The sequence below is a fragment of the Cloacibacterium normanense genome (assembly GCF_002943105.1).
Lineage (GTDB): Bacteria > Bacteroidota > Bacteroidia > Flavobacteriales > Weeksellaceae > Cloacibacterium.
This window is the reverse complement of the sequence record NZ_PTPZ01000005.1, coordinates 155381-169533: the sequence shown is the minus strand read 5'-3', so window position 1 is coordinate 169533 and position 14153 is coordinate 155381. Positions and strand designations below refer to the sequence as shown.

Annotated in this window: 15 protein-coding genes and 1 pseudogene; 7 read left to right on the top strand and 9 right to left on the bottom strand. The window is 32.0% G+C overall.

The window, feature by feature from the left end:
* Nucleotides 1-33: 33 nt before the first annotated feature.
* Nucleotides 34-240, top strand: a pseudogene (locus tag C3729_RS09645) (glycosyltransferase family 2 protein); the annotation flags it as partial.
* Here the strand turns inward: C3729_RS09645 and C3729_RS09640 are convergent.
* From C3729_RS09640 to C3729_RS09610, 6 genes are all read right to left on the bottom strand, one after another.
* Nucleotides 233-922 carry a carbonic anhydrase gene (locus tag C3729_RS09640; protein ID WP_104793942.1) on the bottom strand — a complete coding sequence of 230 codons (690 nt, stop codon included), beginning with the start codon at nt 920-922 and terminating at the stop codon, nt 233-235. The pseudogene C3729_RS09645 and the gene C3729_RS09640 overlap by 8 nt on opposite strands.
* A gap of 76 nt (nt 923-998) precedes the next feature.
* On the bottom strand, nt 999-2264 hold the full coding sequence (locus C3729_RS09635; RefSeq protein ID WP_104793941.1) for a 3-deoxy-D-manno-octulosonic acid transferase: 1266 nt from the start codon (nt 2262-2264) through the stop codon (nt 999-1001).
* Nucleotides 2265-2279: 15 nt separating this feature from the next.
* Nucleotides 2280-2744 (bottom strand): DUF1648 domain-containing protein, encoded by a 465-nt coding sequence (locus tag C3729_RS09630; protein WP_104793940.1) that lies wholly within the window; start codon nt 2742-2744, stop codon nt 2280-2282.
* Between the two features lie 56 nt (nt 2745-2800).
* Nucleotides 2801-3505 (bottom strand): NlpC/P60 family protein, encoded by a 705-nt coding sequence (locus tag C3729_RS09625; protein WP_104793939.1) that lies wholly within the window; start codon nt 3503-3505, stop codon nt 2801-2803.
* 4 nt (nt 3506-3509) lie between these two features.
* Nucleotides 3510-4154: an O-methyltransferase gene (locus C3729_RS09620; RefSeq protein ID WP_104793938.1), complete on the bottom strand. Its 645-nt coding sequence runs from the start codon at nt 4152-4154 to the stop codon at nt 3510-3512.
* 330 nt (nt 4155-4484) lie between these two features.
* Entirely contained in the window at nt 4485-5321 is an 837-nt protein-coding gene (locus C3729_RS09610) for a flagellar motor protein MotB (RefSeq protein ID WP_104793936.1), read from the bottom strand.
* Between the two features lie 88 nt (nt 5322-5409).
* Between C3729_RS09610 and tilS the strand changes: the two genes are divergently transcribed.
* Both tilS and C3729_RS09600 read left to right on the top strand, forming a co-directional pair.
* Nucleotides 5410-6360 carry a tRNA lysidine(34) synthetase TilS gene (gene tilS, locus C3729_RS09605; RefSeq protein WP_104793935.1) on the top strand — a complete coding sequence of 317 codons (951 nt, stop codon included), beginning with the start codon at nt 5410-5412 and terminating at the stop codon, nt 6358-6360.
* Nucleotides 6361-6469: 109 nt separating this feature from the next.
* The gene (locus tag C3729_RS09600) at nt 6470-8518 is read left to right on the top strand and encodes a protein-disulfide reductase DsbD family protein (protein ID WP_104793934.1); all 2049 of its coding nucleotides are present in this window, start codon (nt 6470-6472) and stop codon (nt 8516-8518) included.
* A gap of 78 nt (nt 8519-8596) precedes the next feature.
* Here the strand turns inward: C3729_RS09600 and C3729_RS09595 are convergent, their stop codons facing one another.
* Nucleotides 8597-8983 (bottom strand): rhodanese-like domain-containing protein, encoded by a 387-nt coding sequence (locus C3729_RS09595; RefSeq protein ID WP_104793933.1) that lies wholly within the window; start codon nt 8981-8983, stop codon nt 8597-8599.
* Nucleotides 8984-9096: 113 nt separating this feature from the next.
* Between C3729_RS09595 and C3729_RS09590 the strand changes: the two genes are divergently transcribed.
* The 4 genes from C3729_RS09590 (at nt 9097) to C3729_RS09575 (ending at nt 12178) form a co-directional block, all read left to right on the top strand.
* The gene (locus tag C3729_RS09590; protein ID WP_104793932.1) at nt 9097-10023 is read left to right on the top strand and encodes a YeiH family protein; all 927 of its coding nucleotides are present in this window, start codon (nt 9097-9099) and stop codon (nt 10021-10023) included.
* Between the two features lie 65 nt (nt 10024-10088).
* Nucleotides 10089-10592, top strand: a complete 504-nt coding sequence (locus tag C3729_RS09585; RefSeq protein ID WP_104793931.1) for a hypothetical protein — start codon at nt 10089-10091, stop codon at nt 10590-10592.
* A 98-nt stretch (nt 10593-10690) separates the two neighbouring features.
* Nucleotides 10691-11473: an alpha/beta fold hydrolase gene (locus C3729_RS09580; RefSeq protein ID WP_104793930.1), complete on the top strand. Its 783-nt coding sequence runs from the start codon at nt 10691-10693 to the stop codon at nt 11471-11473.
* Nucleotides 11474-11497: 24 nt separating this feature from the next.
* Complete coding sequence (locus C3729_RS09575) at nt 11498-12178, top strand: DUF6843 domain-containing protein (RefSeq protein WP_104793929.1); 681 nt, start codon at nt 11498-11500, stop codon at nt 12176-12178.
* Between the two features lie 159 nt (nt 12179-12337).
* Here C3729_RS09575 and C3729_RS09570 read toward each other — a convergent pair whose 3' ends face one another.
* Both C3729_RS09570 and hypD read right to left on the bottom strand, forming a co-directional pair.
* Entirely contained in the window at nt 12338-12943 is a 606-nt protein-coding gene (locus C3729_RS09570; RefSeq protein ID WP_104793928.1) for an urease accessory protein, read from the bottom strand.
* A gap of 104 nt (nt 12944-13047) precedes the next feature.
* Nucleotides 13048-14124 carry a hydrogenase formation protein HypD gene (gene hypD / locus C3729_RS09565; RefSeq protein ID WP_104793927.1) on the bottom strand — a complete coding sequence of 359 codons (1077 nt, stop codon included), beginning with the start codon at nt 14122-14124 and terminating at the stop codon, nt 13048-13050.
* Between the last annotated feature and the right edge of the window lie 29 nt (nt 14125-14153).

Sequence of the window (14153 nt, the reverse complement as noted above, 5' to 3'; positions counted from 1 at the left end):
ACTACTTCTACTTTTTTCACAGCTCCATCTTAAAAAATCCCTTACGGAAAGCCTCTTAAAAAAACTTTGGCTAAATACAGAATGCGAGAAGGAAGTGTTTCTAGAAAGAAAACCAATATCATGAAAGACCAAAATTTGGTGTACAAAGAACACATGAATTTTTCCACGCTCAAGTCTTTATATTATACCGCCAATTGGGCTTTCAATGGATTTAAGAAATATTCTAAAATTTTTAATTAAGAAAATCTACTTTCCCGTCATTAAGATGGTAATAACCACCAATGACTTTCAGTTCTCCTTTATCAATTAAATCTTTCAGTTCTTGGTTTTGAAGAATTTTCTGAATTTGTTGGTCTACATTATAATGAATTGCGTCATCTAATTTTTCAGATTTTCCTACGAAAGGCTCCACTCCTTTTCTGAGTGTTTCTATAAGATTAGAAATTTCTTTGGGTTCTTTTCCTTCATTATGTTGAGAAATTGCAGCCGTAATTCCGCCACATTTTTCGTGGCCCACTACAATAATTAATTTAGTGTGTAAATGATTCACCGCATACTCTAAGCTCCCCATCGTCATATCATCATCTAATGAATTCCCTGCAGTTCTTATCACAAACAAATCACAAATTCCACGGTCAAAAACCAATTCTACAGGCACTCTAGAATCAGAACAGCTCACAACCGTTGCGATAGGATGTTGCCCAGAAACTTCTTCCTTCATTCTGGCTTCATCTAAATGCGGAAAAGCATTTTTGTGATGTACAAAATGTTCATTTCCAGTTTTTAAAACTTCTAAAATTTGATTTGGATTAAGATTTTCTTGGATATGGGTTTCTTTTTGAGAAATTTGGTTAGAAGTACAACCCGTAAAACTCCACATTGCGCCTACCAACATTAAAACGCCTACAATTACTTTCTTCATGATAATTTTTTGCAAAATTATGAAGATTATAAATCGCTACGAGATGATTGTTATCAGGTATTATGCTCAGAATAAATTATGCTAAAATTTTCTCTAGAATAATCTCAGAAGAATTCGGTTGAGAATGAACAAAATTCCTTGCATTTTCACTCATTTCTTGTAACAGATTTGAATTTTTTGATAATTCAATGACAAAATCAGCTGCCAATTCTTCATTATCGAAAGATTTACCTCCATTTTGGGCAATTAAAGCATCAGCTTCAGGATTTTTCTTGTATTGATTTCCAAAAATTACAGGAACGCCGAAAGTTGCCGCTTCTAAAATATTGTGCAAACCTTTATCGTGAAAACCACCTCCTACAACTGCAATATCTGCATAAGAATAGAGTTTGGAAAGCAAGCCAATACTGTCTATGATGAGTATTTGTGAAGTTGTAAAATCGTGAAGTTGTGAAGTCGTTTCAATTTCAGTTTTACGATTTTGCGATTTTGCGATTTCACTGTAGAGAATTGCGCTTGGAAAAATTTGTTTGAGATTTTGAACTCTTTTTAAATCATGTGGTGCGATAAGAATTTTAAAATTTTCTAATTTTTGAGAAAGAATTTGAGCCATTTTTTCTTCGGCTTCCCAAGAACTTCCGAAAACCAGCAGTTTTTTATCTGCTTTAAAATCTGAAATCAACTCTACGGAATTATCTCTGTTTTTGATTTGTTTCACTCTGTCAAAACGTGTATCTCCAGAAACCGAACCTTTGGTTAAACCTACTCTTTGAGCTAAAGAAAGAGACTTTTCGGTTTGATGAAAAATCCAATCCACATTTTTTTTCAGTTCATTCACAAACCATTTTCCTTGTGGTTTAAAGTAAACTTGATTTTCATAAAACAACGCTGAAATCACAAAAACTTTAGCTCCATTTTGCTTGAGTTCGTCTAAAAGATGATACCAAAAATCGTATTTTACGGTAAAGAAAATTTCAGGATGAACCGCTTTTACAAATTCTGAAATCGTAGATTTTTTATCAAAAGGAAGATAACACAAAATATCTTCTTTGTTCTTTTTCAACACGTTTTCATAACCAGAAGGCGAGAAAAAAGTAATTAAAACTTTATGATTGGGATATTTATCTTTCAGTTTTTCTAAAACTGGCAAACCTTGTTCATATTCTCCCAAACTTGCAGCGTGCATCCAGAGGACACTGTCCTCATTTTTTATTTTAGATTTTACAATTTCTAAAGATTGTTTTCTGCCTTCTAAACCACTTTTAATCTTGTCATTAAACCACGACAAAACCTTGAACGCTAATTCAAGATGAAAGATGGATATGTTGTAGAGAAATTTCAATGTGAGAATGTAATTTTATTTTTTGTAATGATAATAGGTATTAAAACCAACAATAGAAACCAACATAACAATAATTATTGTAGGGACAAAAAAAGATAAACTTTCTTGAAATCCTTTAATAATTTTTATTTCTTCAAATAAAATTCTGGAAAACAAGAATAGAATAAAAACTAATAGTGCATTTACAAAAGTTCTTGCTAATTCGGGCTTTGCTTTTATTTTTGGAGATATATTTAGTAATTCTGAATCTGTATTTTTTGAGACATGATTGAGCAAAAGAAAAAGTAAACTCCCTATAATAGGCAAAGTCCAAATCATGCTTTTATTTCCATAAACATTTGGTTTTCCATCAAATCCATAATGTTGAGGAATTATTTCGGGAAGTTCAGAAAAATGAATTATTGTGAAAATCCATAAAAATAAAAACAATATAACTTGAATAATTAACAGTAGTTTATTAATGTTTTTGTAGTTTATCATTTAATAAAAATATTTTTTTTAAACTTAGTCATTAATTCACAACTTCCAATTTTTAATTAAATCATTGTTTTCACAAACCTCAATTTGTGCGTGTGCTTATTTTGTTCTGCATTATAAATTCCAGAAAAATCTAGAGAATCTATTCTCACTTTTCCACTTGCATGAATAATTTCAAAAGGCGATAATACTAAACCTACATGAATAATTTTTCCTTCTGCATCTTCAAAAAACGCTAAATCTCCTGCTTCGCTTTCTTCTACAAAATCACGAGCTGTTCCATGTAAAGCTTGTTGTTCTGGATCTCTCGGTAAAGTAATTCCGTGAACTTTATACAACAACTGTACAAATCCGCTATCATCTATTCCAAAAAAACTTCTTCCTCCCCATAAAAAAGGGACATTCAAGAATTTTTTGGCCGTTTCTACTAAACTTTCTCGCAGGTTATTTGTATCAACAGCATTTTCTGTTGCAAAACCGACTTCACTTCCTATGGAAAGTAAACTTTTACCTTCTGGCAAATTAAATTCACCAAAAGACTGCGTCACCAAATTTTTAGAAATTTCAGCATTTTGTTTTTTTAAAACTGTAGAATTCACCCAACCTTCATAGCCATCAAAATCCATTTTGATTTTACTGAAATTCCCTTCCGTTTCTAAAATTTCACAGGTTTCACCATATAAAATTTGAGAAATCATTTCAGATTTTTCTGAAACTTCGGCTCTCATCGGTGAAACAGACACGCTGCAGTAGTATTTTTCCATAACCTTATATCTTACGAACTAAATGAACTCCGTCTCGCAAAGGTAAAATTACATTTTCAAAATCTGCATCTTCAGCAACTAATTTATTCACGAGTTTTATCTGTTCGGTTTGTTTATTTCCCTTTTCATCAAGCACTTTTCCGTACCAAAGTACATTATCAATCATCAAAACACTTCCAGATTTCATTCTGGGTTTCACCAATTGTAAATATTCATGATAGTTTTCTTTATCCGCATCAATGAAAATCAAATCAAAGGTTTCGCTAGAATTTTTTAAAAATTCTTTAGCATCTTGTAGTTTAAAGTCTATTTGAGAAGCCCATTCACTTTGGGCAAAATATTTTTGAGGCAAATAAGCCAAATCTTCATTTACATCTAGCGTGGTCAATTTTCCGTCTCTCTGCAAGCCTTCAGCTAAACAAAGCGCTGCATAACCGGTGAAAGTTCCAATTTCTAGAATATTTTTTGGCGAAATCATTTTTGAAATCAAAGAAAGAAATCTACCTTGAAGATATCCCGAAATCATGTGTGGTTGTGTAGTTTTCTGAAAAGTTTCTTTGCGCAATCTTTTCAAAATTTCTGGTTCTGCAGAAGCGGTATCTTCTAAATATCTATCCATTTCTGGATGCAATTCTTCGAAATAACTCATGGATTGATGTGATGATTTTTTACAAAATTACAGAATTTATTTACTTTTCTTTTTAACTTTGAGCAAAAGATTCATTTTGAAAAACATTTTTTACCATCCAATTTTCATCTTTTTTATTTGGCCAATTTTATTTTTCCCACTTATTTTGATCACTGGCTATGATATTTTCTACAATAATCATTTCAATAAAAATATAAGGAGAAATTTATTCACCCTGTCTTTTGGAACATTATTTTATTTGGCTGTTGGTATAGGTTTGTTTTTTCTTTCATCAAAAAAATAAAAAACCTCGAAAAAAATTCGAGGTTTTTAAATAATAAATCTAAGATTCTATTTTTTTACTGGAGCGATGTCCATTAGTTTCATGAATTCATCTAGCTTAGGCATGATGATGATTTCTGTTCTACGGTTTTCTGCACGTCCAGAAACGGAAGCATTAGTCGTTTTAGGATTGTACTCACTTCTACCTCCTGCTGTAATTCTGTTAGGATTTACGCCAAATTGTGTTTGTAAAATTTTCGCAACAGAAGTAGCTCTAAGCGCTGACAAATCCCAGTTGTCTTTTGGTAAATTAGCACTTGCTAAAGGAACGTTATCCGTATTTCCTTCGATAAGAACGCTGTAAGTATCATAATCATTAATCACTTTAGCCACTTTTCCTAGCACTTCTTGAGCCGCTGGTAAAATGTTATAATCTCCTGTTTTGTAAAGCATTTTGTCAGAAAGTGAAATCATCACTACTCCTTTTAGAACTTTTACATCTACATCTGCATCTGCTACATTATCTAAACTTCTTTTCAATTTATTAGATAAAGCTAAATTTAAACTGTCATTTTTAGAATTGGTAGAAATCAAACGCTTAATGTAAGAGTTAGACGCATTAATCTCTCCGATTAATTTATCAATATTAGCAGAACCTTTTCCTGCGTTAGACAAACAAGCGTCTAGTGAAGATTTAAGTGCACCGTTTTGGTCTCTTAATAAATTGTTTTCACTGGTCAAACCTGCATTTGCTGCTTGTAAATCTTGAATTTGTCTTTGTCTCTCTCCTGCATTCTCAACACATTGTTTGTAGTTAAGATTTAATGCATCATATTGCTTTTTGCTCACACATGAAGTAAGCGTAAGTGCGATTGCTCCAAAAGCAAAAATTTTTAAAATTTTCATAAAGCTTTTATCTTTTTAAAATTATTGTTACCAAAATTACAAAAATCATTCCACAAGAAGAATTATATTTGCCTAAAAATAGGCAGTTTTGTTAGATTTTAACAATTTTAAGGAAAATTTAGAAGTTTTAGGAGAAGACATTTTTTCTAAAAAATTTCTTTTGGCTGTTTCTGGTGGTGCTGATTCTATGGTGCTTTCGCACTTGTTTAGATTTTTCAATTCCAGTCAAAATGGCAAAGGTCTAGAGTTTCAAGTAGCTCATGTAAACTATCATTTTCGAGGAGATGATTCTAATCTTGATCAAAAAATTGTAGAAGATTTTTGCAAAAAAAATAAAATCAAATTTCATCTAAAAGATGTTTCAGAACAAGAAAAAACTCAAATGAAATCCCTTCAAAATTGGGCGAGAGAATTGAGATATGATTTCTTTTTCAAAATTTTAGAGGAAGAAAATCTGGATTATGTTGTTACAGCTCATCATCTCAATGATGAGCTGGAAACTTTTTTCATCAATCTTTCTCGAGGTTCTGGAATTAAAGGATTAAGCGGAATTCCTAAAAATGAAAACAGCATTGTTCGTCCACTTCTGAAATTTACCAAAGCAGAAATTTATGATTTTGCAGAAGAAAACCGCATCGATTTCAGAGAAGATAAATCCAATGAAAAAAACGATTATCTTAGAAATAAAATCCGAAATCAACTCACCCCAAAAATTCTGGAAATTTTTCCACAGTTTCTAGAACAATTCGGTGAAAGTTTGTCTTATCTAAGTTCGGTTAACGATTTTTATCAAAACGAAACCGAAAAGACCTTTCAAGAAATTTTAATGGATGAAAATGAAGAAGGATTTACCTTGAACAAAGAAATTTTATTCCGAAAACCGAAAGTTCTCATCATTGAAATCATTAGAAAACTAGGTTTCACAGGAATTGAAATCGAAAAAATCATAAATGCTGAAAATGGTAAATTTTTCCGAAGCAACACTTATGAAATTTCTATCAAAAGAAAAGAAATTGTTTGCAACAAAAGAAAAAAATGAAATTTTACAAGAAATTGATAAAATTAATTCTTAAAATAAGTTAAATCAGACTATTTATATCTTTTTAAGACCTACAATTTTATATTTTTGTACCTCTAAAAATTAAATAATGAAGAAGTTTTTGCTTTTACTTTTTATCGCTATTACCTCATTGTTCTCTGCACAAATTCAGAAACACGTCACGATAAAATACGATGTAAAATCACTCCCAAATAACGAATACGAAGCAGTAATTACCGCTAATATTGACAAAGGATGGCATATTTACTCTAAAGATATTGATCCAGAATCTGGAGCGATTCCCACAGAATTAAAACTAAATTCTAAAGATATTCAACTGATTGGAAAACCTGTAGAAATAGGTAGCAGAAAAACTGAATTTTCTGAAGCTTTTGGTACAGATTTGATTTTCTTATCTGGAAATGTGACAATTAAGCAAAAATTTAAACTCAAAAATCCTGAAAAACCAGCCAATGTAATCGCAGAGTTTACGTATCAAACTTGTGATGACAGAGTTTGTCTAGCTCCTGAATCTTTAGAATTTGAAAAAACGATAGAAAGTTCAGCAGTTGTAAAAACTGAGGACAACAAAGAAAATGTACAAAATGTAGATTCAGCAAAATCTGTAGCCTCTACAATTCCTGCAACAACTGAAAATACAGAAATTGCTCCTCAACAAGAAGGTTTAAAGGTTTCTTCATTAGATTTCGAAAATCCTTTAACAGACTGTGGAGTAGCAAAAGAAAAAAAATCTGAAAACTACCTCACTTATTTATTTTTAGGATTTTTAGGTGGATTAATCGCTTTGTTAACGCCTTGCGTTTTCCCAATGATTCCATTGACGGTTTCATTTTTTACCAAAGGGCAAAAAGACAAATCAAAAGGAAAAAGAGACGCATTTATTTACGGATTTTTTATTCTTTTAATCTTCGTTTTATTGAGCGTTCCGTTTCACATTATTGATGGAATTGCGGGAAACATTTTCAACCAAATTTCTACATCAGTAAGCTTAAATATTGCATTTTTCTTGATATTCTTATTCTTCGCAGGAAGTTTCTTCGGATATTATGATATTACTTTGCCAAGTTCTATCGCCAATAAATCTTCAAAAGCGGAAGAAGCAGGAGGAATCATCGGGATTTTTTTTATGGCTTTAACCCTGGTCATTGTTTCATTTTCTTGTACTGGACCAATTTTAGGAAGTTTATTAGGAAGCGCTGTTACGGGTTCTGCAAACGTTCCGATGTTATTAACTTTTGCTTTAGCAGGATTTGGTTTAAGTTGGGCAATCGTTTTCGGATTATTGGCATTATTTCCACAAGCGTTACAAAGTTTACCAAAATCTGGCGGTTGGATGAATACCGTAAAAGTAGTTCTAGGATTCGTAGAATTAGCTTTAGCATTGAAATTTTTGTCAAAAGCAGATTTAGTTTCCAAAACATTCTTACTAAAACGTGAACTTTTCATCGCGATTTGGATTATCATCACCATCGGTTTAGTGCTTTATTTATTTGGAAAAATCAGATTTCCACACGATGATAAAAACCAAAAAATTTCTATCACTAGAAAAATCTTTGGAGTTTTAGGAATTGGATTTTTGGTTTATTTAGTTCAAGGATTAGTTCCTGCAGAAAGACCAAAATTACAAATGCTTTCAGGAATTTTGCCTCCAATTAATGTGAGCTATCTCCATGATGAAAAAGACGGAATTCTGGGAATGCATCCAGAACATGATTATTTCAAAGCAATAGCATTGGCAAAGAAAGAAAACAAGCCCGTTTTAATAGATTTCACAGGTTATGGTTGCGAAAACTGTAGAAAAATGGAAGAATTTGTGTGGAGCGAACCAGACATTTTACCTACTTTACAAAACGAGGTTATTCTCGCTTCTCTTTATGTAGACGACAAAGAAGAATTGCCAGAAGCAGAACAAACCAAAGTAGATTTAGGAAACGGACAAATGAAACGCATTAAAACCATCGGAGATAAATGGAGTATGTTCCAACAAGTGAATTTTAATAATAATTCTCAACCGCATTACGTTTTGGTAACTCCAGAAGAAAAAGTGATTAACACTCCTGTTTCTGGTTATATGCCGAAAGAAGATTTCAAAAAATTCTTAGAATGTGGAATCGAGTTTTATAAAAAACAGAAATAAAATCATCATTTCATGGATAAAAAAGAAAGCTTTCAAAATTTTGAAAGCTTTTTTTATAATTAAATTCTTTAGAACATTTTATTTAGCCAATTCTTCGTTTACCGTTTTGGTATTGATTCCGTTGGTTACATTTTTTATTCCGTTATATTCTAGAATCGCTTTTGCTTGGCTGCTTCTGTTTCCAGTTCTACAAAAAACAATTACAGATGGTTTTCCTTTGAATTCATTCAATCTACTTTCTACTTCATCAAGCGGAATATTCACGGCTCCTTTTACACTTCCTTCTGCAAATTCTTGTGGCGTTCTTACATCTACTAAAAATGCTCCGTTTGCAACTTGTTCTTTAATTGAAACTTCTTTTTGGGCTTCAGTTTGAGCATTACTTTCTGCTGGTTTAGGAGAAGAACACTGTGTTCCTATAATAACTAAAGCTCCAAAACTCAATATTGATATTAACTTTTTCATTTTTTTTCTATTTTTTACAAAACTATTTCATTAGCGAGAGTTCTTATGTAACAAAAGTTACAATAGCAAATTTTGGTTTTGAATATTTTCGCAATCGATAATTCAGAAAAAACATGCTTCAAAAAAAATTACTTCTTCAACTTCTCTTTTTAGCACTCGCTGTTTTATCTTTTTCACCCCTAATTTCTCCGCCAATTGCTTTATTATTCGGAATTCTTTTTGTGAATATATTCGGAAAAGTTCTAGAGACAGATACTTTTGTCAAAAAATTATTGCAATATTCTATTGTAGGATTAGGTTTCGGCATTAACCTGAACACCGCAATAGAAGCAGGAAGTCAAGGTTTTCTTTTTACCGTTTCTACGATTGCTTTGGTCATGATTTTCGGCTTATTTTTAGCCAAAATTTTAAAAATTGACAAAACCATTGCTCAACTCATTTCTGCAGGAACCGCAATCTGTGGAGGAAGCGCCATTGCAGCAGTTGCACCCATTTTAAAAGCCAATAGCAAACAAACTTCTGTAGCTTTAGGAATTGTTTTTGTCTTGAATGCTGTTGCACTTTTTATTTTCCCAGAAATTGGGCATTTTTTTAATTTAAGTCAAAATCAATTTGGAATTTGGAGCGCTATCGCCATTCACGATACAAGTTCTGTAGTTGGCGCTGCCAGTAAATATGGCAACGAAGCATTACAGATTGCCACCACCGTAAAATTAGCAAGAGCTTTATGGATTATTCCGTTGGCTTTTCTTATTTCTATTTTTACCAAAAGTGAAGGGAAAATTAAGATTCCTTATTTCATTGGTTTCTTTGTTTTAGCGATTTTAGCAGGAACTTATCTTCCTTTTTTACAAAATTTCAATTCTATCATTTCTGAAATTTCCAGAGACACACTCAAGGTTGCTCTTTTCTTAATTGGAGCAGGATTATCTCTACAAAATCTCAAAAATATAGGTGTCAAGCCTCTTCTTTTAGGAATTATCCTTTGGATATTCATTTCTAGCATTTCACTTTACGCTGTTTTAGAATTTTTGAAGTAAGTATCGGCAGAATAAAAAGTTTGGTTTAAATTTGTATTCAATCAATACAAATTAATTAGATAACCATGAAGAAACTATTTTTTATTCCTTTGATTCTAATCGCTTTCTCGTGCAACAAAACCGCAGAAAATAATGCTAAAGATATAGACAGCACTAAGATTATTGATTCCATCAATGCGGTGAGAATGAAATACAATGACAGCATCAGAGCATTGAACAACAAAAATAATTACAGTGATTTAAGCGGAAAACATAAACTTACTTTCGTATCTGATGATGGCGTTTCATTAACTGGAACCGTGAATTTCACAAAAATTATGAGTGATGGTTACGAAGTAAAAGGAAATGCAAAATCTGGAAAAAACATCCTCATCATTGACGGAAAAGCTGATAGAGTATCGCCAAAACACATTAATTTCTACGGAAAAATCACACAAACCATCAATGGTAAAACAGAATCTAAGAGCAACAGCAATACATTCAGAGATGAAGGAAAAGGAGAGTTCTTTAGACTTCAACAGAAAATAAACGCTCAAGGTTTTGTAGATTACATCGATATTTGGAAATAAATTGAGGTAAAGGTAAAGGTAAAGGTAAAGGTAAAGGTTGAAAAATTTGAAATCTTTAATCTCGTATCTCAAATCTCTCATCTAAAAAATTAAAAATTATGCTACATCACGAAATTTCAGGAAACGGCAAAAAACCATTGGTTTTACTTCATGGTTTTATGGAAAACACGACCATTTGGGAAGAAATGGAAGCTCATCTTTCTAAAGATTTCACACTGATTAAAATAGATTTACCCGGCCATGGAAAATCTAAAGTTTATCAAGAAATACACACCGTAGAATTGATGGCAGAAAAAGTAAAAGAAGTAATTGATGCTCTAAAATTAGAGAAAATCAATTTGCTAGGACATTCTTTAGGAGGTTATGTTTCTCTGGCTTTTGCAGAAAAATTTCCTGAAATTTTAGAAAGTATGACTTTATTTTTTTCGACTACAGTTGCAGATGATGACGAAAAAAAGCAAATCCGTAAAAGAAGTATTGCAGTAATTGATGAAAATTTTGAGACTTTCGTCAAAACTTCTATCCCAAATCTTTTTAGCAATAATGAAAAAGATATTTTAGAAGGCAAAATAGAATTGGCGAAAAACATTGCAAAATCTACCAATAAAGAAGGCGTAAAAGCCGCTCAATTAGGAATGGCAGAAAGACCAGACCGAACTGAAATTTTAGAAAATTTAGATGCAAAAATCCTCATCATTACTGGGAAATATGACAATGCTGTAAAAACCGAAAATCTTCTTAAAATAATCCCTGAAAAGACCAACATCAAAACGTATGTTCTTGATTGCGGACATAATGGACATTGGGAAAAACCCACGATTTGTGCAGAAATTATCAATACGGAATTGTTGCATAATTTGCCGAAACATTTTGTTTTGTAAAATATCAATATTACTATTTACAATATGATTAATAAAGATATTTTTAAAATTTTCATATTAACTCTAATAATAACAAATTCCTTGATAATTGGTTTTTTGCCAGGATTATTATACTTCTATTTTTTACCAATAATAAGTCTAATAATTTTAATTACAATCTTATGGTTTACTAATTATAATTCTTTAAAAAAAATTGTATTTTCAATTCTTCCAATTATAATAGTTCCTATATGCATTTTAATTTGGAAGAAAATAAATACTATTGAACCAGAAATTTTTTTGATTCCAAAAAACTATAGAGGTTTTGTTTATATTTCTTATAATCATAAATGTGGAACTCCAATAAAATACGAAGAAGATTCACGAGTTTATGAGATTCCAAACGATGGCGTTCTTTTAACTCAATTTAAAGATGAACAAGGATTTATAAATCAAAAATTTTATATTATTGATAATGAAAAAAGAGTGAAAATTGAAGAGTTAATGGTACAAGATTTCAATGAAGAATGGACGTTAGAAAAAAATAAAAAAGAACCTCCTAGAGATAAATTAGCAATTTTTTATGCGGGAAGAACATATTCAAATGGTAATTCAGAATTTTTTATTGGAACGTATAACGATTTAAAGAAGTATTACTATTATGAAAAAAGAATAGATTCTACCGCAAATAAAAAAATTGAGAAATTAAAAACTGATTGCCGATAATGAAATAATAATCAAATCTCTTTTCACAATAGGGATTGCAGTGAAAATCCCGCAACCGCTGAAAGCGAGTGAGGAATTGCAACGGAAAGCCCGACCCTTTTTGCAAAATTGCAAAGATTTGGGTGTTGGAAATTTTGCAAATTGGGGATTGCCCAAATTCTAAAGCAACCCTAGATTTTCAACCACCACTTTTCCGCCGTAAACGATACAAAGTATAGAGGAAATAATCACCAAACTGGCTTGTAATTTTTTAGATTTCAAAAGACTTTTGGTATAAGGAATACTAAACAAATACGCCGCTAAAAACATCCCGAAAATAGAACCTAACCCGAAAATAAGAATGTACATCAACCCTTCTAAAGGTGTTTTCATCTGAGAAATCACCAAAACTACTAATGCTCCGCTCCCAGCCAAACCGTGAATTAATCCCACGCCGAAAGCTGCTCTAGAAGTGTTATGAGTATGAGTGTGTTCTTTCGGAAAAAAGAGTTTAAAAACTCTGTAAAGCCCCAAAATAATTAACATAACACCTACTCCTGCTTCAAAATTTTTAAAAACTTCTTCCCCAATTTGAAACTTAAATCCAATCATTAAAATTCCAATGAAAAAAATAGTTGCGGTATGACCAATTCCCCAATAAATTCCATCTTTCATGGATTGTTTCAGATTTTCGCGGTGAGAAACAAGTGTGTTCACCGCCAATAAATGGTCGGCTTCAAAAGCATGCTCTAAGCCAGAATAGATGGTAAGAAATATTTTAAACATTTTTAAGATTTGAGATATGATACTTTAGATATGAGATAATTATTAAATGAGATGTAATTTTTTAAATAAAAATCTGAAATCTCACTTCTTGAATCTCGCTTCTATTAACTGTAATGATAATACGCTGCACAAGCTCCCTCTGAAGAAACCATTGGTGCTCCTAAAGGATTCCCAGGATTGCAAAGTTTCCCAAAATGCGGACATTCAACTGGTTTTTTAATGCCTTTCAGGATTTCACCAGCAATACAAAGATTTTCTTCTTTTTTCTCTAAATTTTCAATGTCAAATTTTTTAGAAGCATCAAAATCTTTGTACTTTTCTTTCATGACTAAACCAGAATTTGGGATTTCGCCAATTCCGCGCCATTCTTGAGTTCCAATTTCAAAAATTTCGTTGACCACTTTTTGAGCAGGAATATTTCCTTCGTCTTTCACCAAACGTTCGTAGCAATTTTCTACTTTATGTTCGCCTTTTTCGAGTTGCAAAACAGCGTGATAAATGGCTTTAAGCAAATCTGCAGGTTCAAATCCTGAAATAACAATCGGTATTTTATATTTTTCGGCCAAAGGAAAATATTCTGAAGTTCCCATAATGGTACAAACATGACCCGCTCCCAAAAACGCATCAATATTGCAAAATTCATCATCTAAAATGGCTTCCATTGCAGGCGGAACCAGAACATGAGAAACTAAAAGTGAGAAATTTTTAAGACCTAATTTTTGGGCATGAACCACGCTTAAAGCATTACTTGGAGCGGTAGTTTCAAAACCTACAGCAAAGAATACCACTTCTTTATTAGGATTCTGCTCTGCAATTTGAACAGCTTCTAACGGAGAATACAGAATCCTTAAATCTCCACCATCAGCTTTGGCTTGAAGCAATGATTTTTCACTTCCCGGAACTCTTACCATATCTCCAAAAGAACATAAAACGGCGCCTTTTTCCATTAAAGCTACCGCTTTATCAATCAACGAAATCGGGGTAACGCAAACTGGGCAACCAGGACCGTGAATCATTCTCACTTTGTCTGGAAGTAGTTCTAACAAACCGTTTTTCACTAAAGAATGGGTTTGTCCGCCACAAATTTCCATGATATTCCAAGGTTTTGTAACAATTTTTTCGATTTCGTTTAAATAAAACTTTACGAGTTCTGGATTGCGGTATTCGGTAAGAAATTTCATGCTTTTTTATTTAAATACTTCAAATTCAA

Bases quoted from the DNA above. Each gene is read 5' to 3' on its own strand.
- C3729_RS09640 (WP_104793942.1), bottom strand. From the start codon at position 922: ATGAAGAAAGTAATTGTAGGCGTTTTAATGTTGGTAGGCGCAATGTGG.
- C3729_RS09630 (WP_104793940.1), bottom strand. From the start codon at position 2,744: ATGATAAACTACAAAAACATTAATAAACTACTGTTAATTATTCAAGTT.
- C3729_RS09625 (WP_104793939.1), bottom strand. From the start codon at position 3,505: ATGGAAAAATACTACTGCAGCGTGTCTGTTTCACCGATGAGAGCCGAA.
- C3729_RS09620 (WP_104793938.1), bottom strand. From the start codon at position 4,154: ATGAGTTATTTCGAAGAATTGCATCCAGAAATGGATAGATATTTAGAA.
- C3729_RS09610 (WP_104793936.1), bottom strand. From the start codon at position 5,321: ATGAAAATTTTAAAAATTTTTGCTTTTGGAGCAATCGCACTTACGCTT.
- C3729_RS09600 (WP_104793934.1), top strand. From the start codon at position 6,470: ATGAAGAAGTTTTTGCTTTTACTTTTTATCGCTATTACCTCATTGTTC.
- C3729_RS09595 (WP_104793933.1), bottom strand. From the start codon at position 8,983: ATGAAAAAGTTAATATCAATATTGAGTTTTGGAGCTTTAGTTATTATA.
- C3729_RS09590 (WP_104793932.1), top strand. From the start codon at position 9,097: ATGCTTCAAAAAAAATTACTTCTTCAACTTCTCTTTTTAGCACTCGCT.
- C3729_RS09585 (WP_104793931.1), top strand. From the start codon at position 10,089: ATGAAGAAACTATTTTTTATTCCTTTGATTCTAATCGCTTTCTCGTGC.
- C3729_RS09580 (WP_104793930.1), top strand. From the start codon at position 10,691: ATGCTACATCACGAAATTTCAGGAAACGGCAAAAAACCATTGGTTTTA.
- C3729_RS09575 (WP_104793929.1), top strand. From the start codon at position 11,498: ATGATTAATAAAGATATTTTTAAAATTTTCATATTAACTCTAATAATA.
- C3729_RS09570 (WP_104793928.1), bottom strand. From the start codon at position 12,943: ATGTTTAAAATATTTCTTACCATCTATTCTGGCTTAGAGCATGCTTTT.
- hypD (WP_104793927.1), bottom strand. From the start codon at position 14,124: ATGAAATTTCTTACCGAATACCGCAATCCAGAACTCGTAAAGTTTTAT.